Origin of the sequence: Paenibacillus sp. J53TS2, assembly GCF_018403305.1 — a bacterium.
In the GTDB taxonomy this organism is placed as follows: Bacteria; Bacillota; Bacilli; order Paenibacillales; family Paenibacillaceae; genus Fontibacillus; species Fontibacillus rhizolycopersici.
This window is the reverse complement of record NZ_BOSK01000009.1, coordinates 21931-35936: the sequence shown is the minus strand read 5'-3', so window position 1 is coordinate 35936 and position 14006 is coordinate 21931. Positions and strand designations below refer to the sequence as shown.

Annotated in this window: 9 protein-coding genes; all 9 read right to left on the bottom strand. The window is 40.7% G+C overall.

Features of this window, described 5'->3' with window-relative positions:
- Window positions 1-291 precede the first annotated feature (291 nt).
- The gene (locus KJS42_RS18130; RefSeq protein WP_213623684.1) at window positions 292-1632 is read right to left on the bottom strand and encodes a hypothetical protein; all 1341 of its coding nucleotides are present in this window, start codon (window positions 1630-1632) and stop codon (window positions 292-294) included.
- A gap of 38 nt (window positions 1633-1670) precedes the next feature.
- Complete coding sequence (locus KJS42_RS18125) at window positions 1671-2546, bottom strand: toll/interleukin-1 receptor domain-containing protein (protein ID WP_213623683.1); 876 nt, start codon at window positions 2544-2546, stop codon at window positions 1671-1673.
- 18 nt (window positions 2547-2564) lie between these two features.
- Window positions 2565-3701 carry a toll/interleukin-1 receptor domain-containing protein gene (locus tag KJS42_RS18120; RefSeq protein ID WP_213623682.1) on the bottom strand — a complete coding sequence of 379 codons (1137 nt, stop codon included), beginning with the start codon at window positions 3699-3701 and terminating at the stop codon, window positions 2565-2567.
- 30 nt (window positions 3702-3731) lie between these two features.
- Complete coding sequence (locus KJS42_RS18115; RefSeq protein ID WP_213623681.1) at window positions 3732-4406, bottom strand: TIR domain-containing protein; 675 nt, start codon at window positions 4404-4406, stop codon at window positions 3732-3734.
- 34 nt (window positions 4407-4440) lie between these two features.
- On the bottom strand, window positions 4441-6318 hold the full coding sequence (locus tag KJS42_RS18110) for an SLOG domain-containing protein (protein ID WP_213623680.1): 1878 nt from the start codon (window positions 6316-6318) through the stop codon (window positions 4441-4443).
- Between the two features lie 97 nt (window positions 6319-6415).
- Window positions 6416-9553 carry a type I restriction endonuclease subunit R gene (locus KJS42_RS18105; RefSeq protein WP_213623679.1) on the bottom strand — a complete coding sequence of 1046 codons (3138 nt, stop codon included), beginning with the start codon at window positions 9551-9553 and terminating at the stop codon, window positions 6416-6418.
- An 18-nt stretch (window positions 9554-9571) separates the two neighbouring features.
- Complete coding sequence (locus KJS42_RS18100; protein ID WP_213623678.1) at window positions 9572-10867, bottom strand: restriction endonuclease subunit S; 1296 nt, start codon at window positions 10865-10867, stop codon at window positions 9572-9574.
- Window positions 10857-12380 (bottom strand): class I SAM-dependent DNA methyltransferase, encoded by a 1524-nt coding sequence (locus tag KJS42_RS18095; protein WP_213623677.1) that lies wholly within the window; start codon window positions 12378-12380, stop codon window positions 10857-10859. Before KJS42_RS18095 ends, KJS42_RS18100 begins: the two co-directional genes overlap by 11 nt.
- A gap of 14 nt (window positions 12381-12394) precedes the next feature.
- Window positions 12395-13981 carry a restriction endonuclease subunit S gene (locus tag KJS42_RS23225; protein ID WP_244868543.1) on the bottom strand — a complete coding sequence of 529 codons (1587 nt, stop codon included), beginning with the start codon at window positions 13979-13981 and terminating at the stop codon, window positions 12395-12397.
- Between the last annotated feature and the right edge of the window lie 25 nt (window positions 13982-14006).

Genomic DNA, 14006 nt, shown 5'->3' with positions numbered 1-14006 from the left:
ACCTGAAATCAGCTCGGCTTGCAGTCATACTTTATAAGCTTTGTTTGTTCTAAGAAAATAAAGTATTAGACTGGAGTTGTTGATTTGACGCGGTTCTTGAGTTTGAAAATCGTCAGCTTTTGAAAAATAAGTTTTAGACTGCCAAAGAAAGCTACTCTGTATCAATTTAATTTTGAAAAAATAAAGTATTAGACTGACACATCAAGCGAGCAGGATAACGCGCAGTAAATAATTTGAACCCTATCTATTCGATTTGACGGAGAATCCAAATGAAAATGCTGATACATTGATCTATATGGTTTCATGAGTATAATCATAATTACCAACAGATAGTTCCACCGTAACGTTAACTTCGCACGAGAAAGTATGAACATCAGTAACATCAACAAAATAGTCTGTATATTCGTGATCAAAATAAAAGGATTCCATGTAAGGCTGTATGGCCCCAATATTATGAACATTACCTCCGGTCACGGTATTGATGTTATCCATCAGCATTCTTATCTTTTCTTCACCAGTTTCGGAAAAATCTGATTCATCGATATTAAATACAGGCGATGTATCACCTTCACGAAATAGTTCATCCCACTCCTCGATGTCAATCTGCTTCCCCTCAAAGTAGAATTTAGCTTCTTCATTACCCAGTATAGAAAGAAAGCTGTTCAAATGCTGATGTATAATTTTGGATATTTCAAGCCCGTATACGTCAAAAAGTCCTCGAAGATTGTCCAAATCATCGGTAGAAAAGTAAGGTAGCATTTCTTCATCGTTTGATAATAGCGACGGAGCGATCTCTTTAATGGCGTTAACAATATCTATATTCCCGTACCCCCCAAAGGTCTGTAAGGAAAAAAAGGCATCTTCTTTATCCAGGTTGATCTGGCAGTATAAGCATGAACCGTAGTTGATTTTCTGTACGCCATCAATTAGAATGACACCCGTCTCCATGAAGGTATCTTTTCCACATTTATGGCATACCACATAATCAATGTTTCTTTGTTTGGAATCAAATACTGCTCGGATACGAGTCGGGTCCGAAGCAAGTTCCACAATTTTTTGATCCGCTGACTCTTCTTTTGCATGATAGCGGCCTAACACTTTTATTCCCCAGATGTCTGCTTGTTCTGTAATTTTGCCAATAGATAGATCCAAACTATTCACTTTGCTGTATTGACTAAAACCATCTACATGAACAGTATATATCCCATATAGAATTGGTAGGAACTTAGCTAGCATATGCTCAACTTCATTGTCATTAAAATCGATTTCAAAATGTGTAATATTATTACGAAGCTCATTAATGTAAGTAAAGTACCAATATTCCCTCGAACTGAATATACGGCTATGAATCGTTGTAAACATGTGAACGGCATCCAAAAATTTGATCGTTCCGATTTTTGTTGTAGGTTTTCCTTCATTTACAGCCTTGCAGTAGCCCGGAATATCTTCATAGATAAGAAGTGGGTTTTTCTCCTGTATCATGTACTTAAATAACGTTTCAATTGAATGATGAAGCGAAATGATGATATCTTTTACCTCATATTCATAATCAACAGCACTAACTTCACTGATCTGTTGCAACTTCTTGATCGCTTTCTTAAAAGAATCTAAGCCATTATCTCGCAATTTCATCGTTTCACGACCTTATATGTATTTATTATTTCGCTTTATTACAAAGTCACATTGTTATTAGTTAGATACCCGAATATCTGTTCATAATAATTACCAGTATGAATTAGAAAATCTCTTCCAGTATCTTTCCCGAGTTTTCTTGAAGTAATCTCAATGTGAAATTTGTATTTCATTCGAGGATCTTCTATATCAACTTTTTTCTTAGAAGGCTTATTATCGGAAAGTAACAAAGACTCATCACCTAAATGTTGAGCCAAGAATCCTAGTATTGTGTATACTACAATTTCACCTAATCCTTTTTTGGATCTTTGTTTAAAATGATATGAAGCAGCGCTATTTGAAGTAATACTGACTTTTGTTAAAATGGACCATTCAAATTCTCTTGAAAACTCAACCACATCCAAAGAAATCTCTAACTTTTTTTCTTTGTTTATGTACCAATCTATAGCCCAGTCATATACAAAGTTTCTGTCTTCCCGTGCTTGCCTATAAGTGGTTGCTTTTATTGAACTGGATACGGCAAGTAATATTTCCTTTATTCCCTCATCAAAACCTTTAATATTAAAATTAGACCTGACCTTATCCTGTAATTCAGTAGGGATTTCACAATCGTCTATTATAATCGGGATAATAATATCATTACCAACGTTTTTCTCTAATTCTAATGCTAATTCAAATTCACGTTTAAACCATCTTTGGTCTTCCGATTTTAAAACCTCAACTGATGCTTTTGACAGGATAATACAAATAAATTCCGCTTCGTTTATTTCTTTAGTTAACCTGTCCGTCAGTTTATTGCCGACTTTGAGTTCCCATTGATCAAAAAAAACTATAACCTGCTTTTTAACCAATTCAGCGGAAAGGCGCTCAGCAAATGATTGATCTTCTTTTGCAAAACTAACAAATACGGCCATATATTCCTCTGCTCCCCCTCAAATAGAAACCATCCATGCAATCGTCTCATTCACAGCATCATAATAAAGATAATTCATTTCTTCTTCCGAACCTTTACTATTAAAATCAATACAAAATATTGTTTTCCCTATTTCTTTAGAATAATCTAATTCAAATTTGACCCACTCAGATTCCAATGAGTTATTGGTTCTAACAAAGACTACATTCTTAGATTGCTCTAATCGCTTTTTTAATATTACTTTAGTATATTCACTTACAAGTTCTCTCTTCAGGAAGTCACTGTCACTTGTCCAATCACAGTATATGTTGAGAGAATGTTTATTAAATGCTCTAATAAGCTTTTTAATTATATTTGAGTCCTTGTAGCTGTGAGAAATAAATACATCATAAACCTTTTTGTTTTGTATATTGTTATTTTCAATTCTGTTTAATAAATCGAGAGGAGTCATGAAAAACTGACTTCTCTCTGTCATATATTCTTTTTTCTTTCCTTTGTAGTGTTTTCTTAATTTAACGTAGCTTCCTGTCGATTGTAAATGCTTAAACGCCATATCCCTAATTTGGTTATTCCGTTCACTATCATTGAGCTTGTAAAAAAACTCAATAACTTTTCGTGATTTATATTTCTGTAGTTCTTTAAATATCTCCAACTTCCCGTCTATACTTATGCCTTTTTTGTGATATGCAGCAATAAAGGCATCAATATAAAGTGGTTCAACGTTTTGAATAAGTTCATTAGCTTTAGCAATCTTTTCATTCCTAACTTGAATAGCACTTTGCCTCTTGGCCTTATAATTATCGAGCCTTTGTTGATAACCATTCTTATCGAAGTTAGCCTTGTGCTTGGCAATCACACCTTTAGATAGCATGTGTTTGACTTTAGGCAAATTAAGAAAATGTTCTCTAGGTGGATCAGGCTTGTATCTGATCTTCTTACCGTTCTTTAATAAAAATGCATCTTTCTCTTTATATTGATGATAACGTTGATCTAATTCCATCCACTCTCTAGGATACAGATCTTGAAATAACTCTAACAGCGTTTCAGCACTGTAGTTATAAGGTAATACATCAGATAAACGTCTCAATATTTGACTTAAAGTCTTATTGATTCGCATTGTTTCACCAACGTACTTTCTTTGGGCTATACCAGACATACTTGCGATTCCCCTAATTACGAGTAAGTTTCAAACACTTTTTCGGATGTTATATTGGTCTATATTTTCATTAATGTTATATGCTATTTGAAGATATTTATCGATATTATTAATAAAATCAGACCACTTAACAGAACGAATGTACGAGGACTCTCCTGTGTATATTCTGTTACCCTCACTATGGTTGCTGCAATCATTGTAAGTAGGTGACTTAATATTAAACATATTTTCTCTTAATATTGTAAATAAGGTATTGGTTTTCAGTGTCCTGCAATTACAATAGGGACAAGTATTATCCTGAATAAAATACTCATAACTGTTGAATTGGTCTGGTAAAACAACCGCCAGTAATGCATTAGTCCCGCTTGTTTTACCGCTTCTCGTAAGCTCTTTCAGTGAATATGAAATCTCCCACGGTATCCACTGGTCTTCTTCGCTAGTAATAATCGACTTCATATTTTTCGAAATAAACACAAGGGTAATGCTGCTATCAAAAATCTTATCCTTCAAGCTTGTCCATATTGTATCTTCCTTAAAATCACTTAGATCCTCACCATCAGCCTCACCTTTGTTAATGTGATCTTCTTCTTTTAACTTACTTTGCAACTCATCTACGTAATGTCTTACTGTCGTAGAATAGTTACCATTGAGAGGATAAACACTGCTATCTGAATATTTATATGAGATAAAAATTTTTCTTCCCATCTTCATCACTCCTATGAAATATTTATGGATTTTATTAGAAGCCTAAGGCATCAAGCAATTTATTTGCGAGAAACGCATAATCGGGGCTAACCATTAACTCTTGATTAAACTCTACAGATAAATGATTAGGCTTGTTCTGCCATCCTGAGTCTTGAAATCCTGTTGCAATTTCTGCTGCTCTTCCCCCGACTGATCCAATTAGAAATACTGGAAGATTTCGAGATCTTGCTAACTCAATTTCCTCATCAACACCTGGTGGAATACCTGGTCTTTGAGTTTTACCCCCTAATACGATCATACATGCAGCATTTTCATGACTAATCATTGCTTTCCTCATCGCTGTTAAACTCTTTCCACGATCACTTTCCACATGATCTACACCTGTTACCGTTGAATGAGAAGATGCCTCATCTATAGTTGCCTGGGTAACAAAGTGTTTTGAGATAAACATATGAATTGCTTGAGTAAAATCATTAGGCCGTCTTAGCTTGGCAATATCAAATATGACTTGCTGGAAGGTTGGATGAGCTCCAAAAATAACAGTACCGTTTCTATCAAGTATGGCTTGTATAAAAGCACAAAGCCCATTCCATAAAGCCTGTTGGTACTCAGGCTCACAGTCTGGAAATGCTCCAGATACAATAACTGCCTTTTTCTGATTGAATGATGGTTGTTGGCCTCTAGAATAAAGTTCTAAGCTTGATACATACTCATCACAAGAATCCACAAAATGAGGGTCATCAACTAAATCCTGATTGTTTTGTGATGCCATCGGAGCAAGCATTATAGCAGCATCATAAACATGACCTAATCGCGGATGTTTAGAATAACCTTGTTCAAGAATGGAATTGTTAAATATAGCCCGGTCATCTTCCTTAGGAATTCTTCCATAGAAGCTAACTAGATGCGTCATCGGTCGTTGAAAATAGCGAAAACCTTTCCTAGGAATATTAACCTGATACATGTAGAATTGCTCACTGATGGTTTCGAGAGTTATTTTCCCCTCTCGATTTAACTCACGCATTCTTTGCAAATTCCCAAAAATACTCATGGCCTTGTCACGTGATATTTCAAATGCTTTATGAATAACAGAGTCAACTAAATTTTGTTCGACTTGTCGCAAGCCCAAATCTACTGTAGGCTCTGAAAAATGGGGTGCATCAGCTGGTTTTATTCTCAAATTCACTCTATTTGTTGCTTCACCGAGTTTGACCCAAACAATGGGCAAATTCATAGATAAAGCCATTTTAAGTTCTAACTCAATCCATGGAGAATCACCACTCTGAGGCGTGTCCAGAAAAATTACGGCATCACTCTTACGAAGATTATTTTCAATAACTTCTTGTGCGTTTTCCCCAACAAGAATATCGCTTAAATCTCGAAAACGGTTTTGAGCCCTTAGACATAATGCATCATAGAACCCACCTGCAATTGCTTCACCATCGGATCTACGGTGACTTAAAAATAGATTCATGTTTCTTCTTGTTAACGTAGGTTGTAAGATTGAAACAGCATCTCTAGCTACAGCAATTGCAATTGTCTCCAGTTGCACACTAGTTAGTTTTCTGCGTTCAAGAGCATCTTTAACATCATAGCTTTGCGGGTCAGGTATACACTTTGGTGGTACACGATGGGCGGAAGTAATCGCAATCGGATAAAATTTGGCGCCGGCATGAACTGCCTCGTTGAGAAATGTCACAAACGCTGCGGAATAATCATTATCCACGCGATTAAAAAAAATAATTATGTCTTTATCTGTTGGTTGAGCCATTGATTGATGGAGCATTATATCGTTTTGAATTGGCTTTGTATCGGAATGTTTCGACAACTCAAAAAGACAGAACTGATAAAATTTACACGCCTGATCGTCGTTCCCTAGTGTGATAGACGGATCAACAATAAATGCTCGCAATTAAAACACCTCTCGTTTATCAATAAGTATCTAACTATCTTAATTAGAAACAAAGGCGCAGCTAAATAAAAGTAATTTTAGCTACGCCTGATGTCTGTTAGTATTTAAATTCTTCTGTCTCTGCCTGCGCCATTAACTCCGCCTGTTGAAGCACCAAATCAATTGCCATCTTTTCAAGATCAGGCGGATACCCGTATTTCTTCAACAGTCTTTTTACCGTAATCCGCATCTGAGCCCGTACATTCTCACGCAGAGTCCAGTCTACCTTGATATTGTTCTTGATAGCCTGGGTCAACTCGTGAGCGATCTGCTTAAGAACTAAATCTCCCATTAGCTCTTTTGCAGCCTCATTGGAAGCCAACGCGTCATAAAAGGCAACTTCCTCCTTGATAAGCCCGAGGTCTTCGCCACGCTTGACGGCAGCATTCATCTCCTTGGCCATCTGGATCAGTTCTTCAATTACCTGCGTTGTCTCAATAGTACGATTATTGTATTTACGAATAGCTTCTTCAAGCATCTCTGAGAATTTCTTTGACTGTACAACGCTGGTGCGAGATACAGCCTTTACTTTGCCCTGAAGGAGCCTTCTCAGCAATTCGACAGCGAGGTTCTTCTGCTTCAATCCCCGAACATGCTCAAGGAACTCATTCGACAAAATCGCGATGTTCGGCTTCTGTAATCCAACAGCTTCGAGAATATCGACGACCTCATCGGACATGACCGACTTAGAAATCAACTGGTTCAATTCCGCATCCAGCTCGTTTGTCGTTTTCTTCTTGTTTTCAGTCGTGATGATTTTGACGATACCTGATTTTACAGCCTTGTAAAAGCTGATTTCCAAGTTGACCGATTCAGCCGCTTCCGTCGTGGCGCAAAGTGCATAGGCCTTCGCCAGCTCCGTCGTCCAATTGACGAAATTGCGTTTACCTTGATCGCCGAGTCCAAGTACGTAATCCACCGTCTCGACGATCGCCTTCATTCGCTCAGAAGCTTTTTCCGAGTCAAATTTCGAAAAGTCGTGCCCATGCAACTGTTCGCGAATGAGTTGGATCCGCTCCAGCATAAAATCGACAGCTTGATCGGTATCAATCCCTGCAGTCTTGCGATCATTTTCCGTGTATTGCTGGAGTGCCGACTTCAACATGTCCGCGATGCCTATATAGTCCACAATGAGGCCGCCAGGCTTGTCACGGAATACGCGGTTGACACGAGCAATAGCCTGCATCAGGTTATGACCCTTCATTGGCTTATCAATGTACATTGTGTTCATGCTTGGTACGTCAAACCCGGTTAACCACATATCACGCACAATGACGATCTCCAGAGGATCGTTCAAGTCCTTCATTCGCTTGGCCAGATGTTCCCGACGCCGCTTTGTCCCGATATAAGGCTGCCATTCAGCAGGGTCGCTTGAGCTTCCAGTCATGACGATTTTGATTTTACCTTCATTGTCATCGTCACTATGCCAGTCCGGACGAAGTGCAATAATCTCTTTGTAGAGATCGATGGCAATACGTCTCGACATAACGACAATCATCGCTTTGCCGAACACTGCTCCTTTGTGCTGCTCATAATGGTCAACCATATCCTTGGCGACCTTTTTGATCCGTTTCTCTGCACCAGCAAGCGCTTCTAGACGTGCCCATCTGGACTTGAGCTTCTCTTGCTGGGTATGCTCTTGATACTCAGTAATCTCTTCGTACTCTTCATCGATAACTGGACGCTCATTATCCGATAGCTCCAACCGCGCGATACGACTCTCATAATAAATCTTGACGGTCGTACCATCTTCAACGGCCCGAGTCATATCATAGATGTCGATATAGTCACCGAAAACAGCCGGGGTATTCTTATCCGTCAACTCAACCGGCGTTCCGGTATACCCAATGTAAGAAGCGTTCGGCAATGCATCACGCATATATTTCGCATAGCCGTACTTGATGTTTGCTTCATCATCCGAAGCGACCATCTCGGCTTGAAAGCCGTATTGACTGCGATGTGCTTCGTCAGCCATCACGATGACATTCCGACGATCCGTAAGCACAGGATACTTGGATTCGCCTTCTTCAGGCGTGAACTTATGAACCGTTGTAAAAATAATTCCACCTGCCTCCACCGAAAGAAGCTGCTTTAAGTGAGCACGGTCCTCGGCATGTTGCGGGGTTTGACGGAGCAAATCTTTCGACTTGCTAAAAGTAGCATACAATTGATCGTCGAGATCGTTGCGGTCTGTTACGACGACAATCGTCGGATTATCGAGTGTCAAAACCAGTTTCCCGGCGTAAAAGACCATGGAAAGGCTCTTGCCCGAGCCTTGCGTATGCCAGATAACTCCTATCTTACGGTCGCCTTCCTCTAGTGTCGCTCTTTCCGTAGCGGCAATCGCTTTATTGGTGGCATGGTACTGATGGTAACCGGCTAATATTTTGAATAGACGTTCGCCATCTGTCTGAAACAGCACAAAATGCTTGATGATGTCCAAAAGACGACTTTTCTCAAACATGCCCTTAATCAGCACTTCTAGCTGAGGCAGCGAGGAGGAGGCCACATCCTCGCCATCAATGGTCCGCCACATCATGAACCGTTCCTCGTCAGCCGTAAGCGTTCCAACTCTGGCATTTACACCGTCACTGATGACCATGAAGGAGTTGTACGTGAATAGGGACGAGATCGCCTTTTTATAGGTCTGCACCTGATTGTATGCATCACTGATTCCCACTTCTTCATTGGAGGCGCTCTTCAGTTCCAGCACCGCAATCGGAAGGCCATTGACGAACACCACTACATCCGGGCGCTTATCCACTTGGTTCTCAATGACCGTAAACTGATTCACAACTAGAAAATCGTTATTATCCACGCGGTCCGGATTCGTGTCAAACAACCAGACTTTTTCGGTCGGGTAATCGCCATTGGCATTCCGATACTGAACATCAATGCCGTCCGTGATCATTCTCTGGAACGCTTTGTTGTTGATCATCAAGCTCGGGCTACGAGGCACTTCGATGATACGAATTGCTTCCTCAATGGCCTCACGTGGCAAATGTTTGTTGATGCGAATAAGCGCTTCACGTAGGCGTTCTTTCAGAATAACGTCCTGATAGAATTGTCTTTCCGGGTATTCCCCTTCAGGTGAAATCTCGGGACCGTAGGCTTTGTTGTAATTCAGTTCTTCAAACCATTCCAGAGCGGCTTGTTCGAGGTCGCTTTCAGTGTAGGATATGGTGTACTGGGCCATGGATGCACCTCCTTAGTGTTATTCGACAGGAATACGAATCTCTCCAGACATGAGTTTGGGAATGAGAAGATCTCTTAAATTTTGTAATTTCTGTTTTTCTGATTCCAATTCCTCTACTTTCTTATTTATGGTAGAGGCGATATTTTCAAATTCCTCCCTTATATGAATAGGGGGATATGCGATTTTATGTTTTAAAATAACATCGCTTGAAATTCGAGTGACTGTTGTACCGGTAGCGCTCCCTTCAACCCTACCTCGGTAATCATTTGTTTGAAGATGATAGTAATAAAATAATTTTTCGCTAGTAGTTTTGACTTTGAATACATCCAAACTAAATATCATTCTGTTTAAAATATTGGGGACAATTGCTGGACTACCTAACATTTTTCTATCCTGAGTGACGTCAGTAGCGGCAATAACAATATCACCGTGTGAAACACAATGAGATTCTTTATATGGACCCTTGTAGAATTTTGTTTTATCGTGTTTAAATCCGGCACCGAAATTAAAATTAGACAAGCTAACCATTGGAAAACCTTCAGGGTCATCTTTTTCAGTTAGATACATGCTTTTGTAAGATAGACCCTTATTTATCTCAATGAGTTCGGAAAGCTCCTTAACTTCCCACCCCTTCGGAATCAATCCCAATTCACTGTCCTCAAACTCGCCGCCGCTGGACTTATACGGCTCACCGTTATCATTCGGGAACTCAAAATCCACAAACCAGCGTTTGAAAAGGGCTTTGGCCATTTCTTCAAGGTTTTTATTGATTGCGTTATTAAGTTCGATTTTGTCATCAATACATGACAACACTTTAGAAATCCGAACTTGTTCTTCAATTTCAGGAATTGTAATATTCATACGTCTCTGGTCTTTAAGGCTAACATAGTCAGCCATATCTGTTTGACCTTTAACTGCATTAACCTGAGCTTCAAAATCTCTACTTTGCATCCAATAATATAGAAATCGAGGATGTAATTTTTCAGAGTTCAAGCTTCTCCAGAAACAGAGTTGCGGTGAATAAACAAATTTCTGAGTACCCTGTTTTACAAATGCGAATCTTCCGACTGTTCCTTTTGATGTGAATACTACATCTCCTGGTCGACTGATCTTCTCACCAACTTTTTCAAGCTGATCAATGGGGAAATAATCAGCGGCTTTGAATTGAAATCCATTGTTGATATTTCCGGCACGCGCAAATGGTATACCTGACACAGACAACTCTGAGTTCTTAGCTCTATATCCATCACCAATCACCAGAATTTTATCAGCTATTAATTCAGATACTTTAAATCTTCCCCAATCAGAATTCAAAACCTATCCCTCCAAGCCGCTTGCGAATCTCAACTTCCAGGTTGTGCGATTTCACGAATTGTTCCGCCAGTTCCGATGTCAGCCGTGTCATCTTGTCCTCAAACAGCTCGCTGTCTTCTTCGATATCCTCAATCCCAACATATCTTCCTGGTGTTAATATATATTCATGCTCTTGCACTTCAGCAAACTTTGCTGCTTTACAGAAGCCTTTCACATCTTCATATGCTCTATCTTCAGCATGCCCGCGCCAAGCATGGTACGTAGTAGCTATCTTCTTGATGTCTTCTGAAGTCAGCTCACGATGCGTACGATCGACCAACTGGCCGATTTTGCGGGCATCAATGAACAGAATTTCTCCACGACGGTCACGGAGTCCCTTTGGCGCCTTATTCTTCGCCATAAACCATAAGCAGACAGGGATTTGCGTTGAGTAGAACAACTGCCCTGGCAACGTAACAATGCAATCAACCAAATCCGCATTAACCAGTTTACTCCGAATGTCCAATTCAGCCGTTGTACTCGTTGACATCGAGCCGTTCGCCAAGACGAAACCTGCTACACCGTTCGGAGCCAGCTTGTTCACCATGTGCTGAATCCAAGCATAGTTCGCATTGCCTGCTGGCGGAATACCATAAGTCCAACGTGCGTCTTCCGTTAACCTATCGCCGCCCCAGTCACTAATGTTAAACGGAGGATTGGCCAGTATGTAATCAGCCTTTAAGTTCTTATGAAGATCATTATGGAAGGTATCCGCATGATGTTCGCCCAAGTTACTGTCAATTCCACGTATTGCCAGGTTCATTTTGCAAAGCTTCCAAGTCGTCGGATTCGACTCTTGGCCATATACTGCGATATCTCCAAGCTTACCTTGATGCTCTTCGACGAACTTCTCGCTCTGAACGAACATACCGCCAGAACCGCAGCAAGGGTCATAGACCCGACCCTTAAATGGCTCAATCATCTCAACAAGCAAACGGACAACACTGTTCGGCGTATAGAACTCGCCGCCGTTCTTACCCTCAGCGCTAGCAAACTTGCTAAGGAAGTATTCATAGACTCGACCAAGCACGTCCTTGGAGCGACTGTCTTCATCTCCAACCTTGAACGAGAACAAGTCAATTACTTCACCAAGACGTGTTTTATCTAGGGCAGGCCTTGCATAATCCTTAGGCAGAACACCTTTTAGCGAAGTATTCTCCTTCTCGATGTCGATCATTGCTTGGTCAATGATTTGACCGATTTCAGGCTTCTTAGCATTGTTCTTGATGTGGCTCCATCGAGCATCCTTCGGCACCCAGAAGATGTTCGTGGCTACATACTCATCCCGATCTTCCGGATCGGCGTAGGGCTCATTCTTCAGTGCTTCATATTTCTCTTCAAATGCATCCGACACATATTTCAGGAATAGCAGGCCTAACACGACGTGCTTATACTCCGCAGCATCCATGCTACCACGTAGCTTATCAGCCATACTCCATAATTTTTCTTCAAAACCTAAGTTCGCTGTTGCCATTGCCAAGGTCCTCCTCAGTAGAGTTCACTATAAAGTTTATTTTTCACTTGCTCCCAGCGATCAGTTGCCTCACGAATCGCTTGTTTAAACAGTTCCTTCTCCTCGTTATAACTATTCACTCGATTCATCTGCTCTTCGTGAGGAAGGAGAGGTAGTTCAAGTTCCCCCACGTCTGAGGGATTCAAATTCATAACCGTTGTACCTCGCTGGAAGCTCTGGATCAGTGTCGCTCCAACCGGGCTTTCCAGAAATATCTTTGCAAATCCGCTAATAATGGATACCTTGAATCGAATGACGATTATATTTGCAGAAGCAATCACCGTACCTTCTGCTTCTGGAAAGATGGCGAGTTTATTCACCGTACCACGACAAGCCATAACTAGATCACCGGGAAGGATTTCATAGCGCTTGACCTTCCGTTCTTCTTCGTCAATTGTCTCCAGCTGATCCAGTTTCACTTCGCCGTCTTCAATGTTGGAGATATTAAGAACCTTAATGTTTCCAGCTCTAAGGTCTTGCTTGAGAACCGACTTTCCCCGGAATATATCTGCAACATCCCGTAACTTAACCTTAGAAACAGGCGCCTGTTGGAAGGAACGGAGTGTATCTTGATCTTCATCAAGCAACATGTCGACTCGCCAGTTCTCAAGTTGCGCAAATGCTTCGGCATGAATCGAAATTTCTCGTTCAGTTTCCAAGGACATCTTTTGTAGCTGTAATCGACTTATTAACACTTGCTCTGTAGGCGATCTCCCAAATTCAACCTGATACGTCTTGACCGATGTATAGGGTCGAAACAATCCATCGGGCAGCATATGTACGGATTGGACAGGGTAAGATTCATTCGTCAGTTCGCGCCACTTTGCTATGCTCCCCGATTGAAACATCATCCTTGGAGGGAAGGTCACACTTATTCTCCCTGTGTCTCGTAACAGGGGAAGTAAGTGGTTAACTGCCACACCTTCCGAATCTCTAATAGTCGCATCTTCAACATCATCCATCTTTAATCCGAAGTTCGGAATGGTTAAGATGGCCTCATACTTCTCGGACAGAGGTAACGCCTGATAAATCGATCCCTGAATGATATGAACATTCGGATAAGCTTCGAAATAAGTCTTCAGCAGCTTGGCGATAATGTAACTTTCGGTCAGCAGCGTAATCGTAAATAATTTTTTGAATAATCGAGTTTCCGCCAAACCCCGCAAGTATTTCTCCACTTCTGCTATTAACAGCGTTCGGTAGAGGTTGCGTTCACACATGTCTTTAAATCTGTCGACAATGCTCGTATGAACGACAATGCCACCTGTAACACGGTCTTGCTGTATCGTCTGTACGGCATAATCTAACAAGTCCATATCCTTGCCCACTTGATACAACCTATAAAACAAATCTCGATCACCGGGGAAGTGTCCGAACTCACGCTCACCAGCATTCTGCTTCATCCACTGGAACAGCATATCCGGTTCTAGAATCGATGTATGTGTTGCTCCTTGCAGCTCGAGCGACTTTCTTGTTTGAACAACCCGGACTGCTTCTCGAAGCAATTGATCCCGGGTAACTATATCGTGAAGTAGACAAATATTCCAGAACGTTTCAATCAATGTATCACCCTCTAGCCCTAGGAAC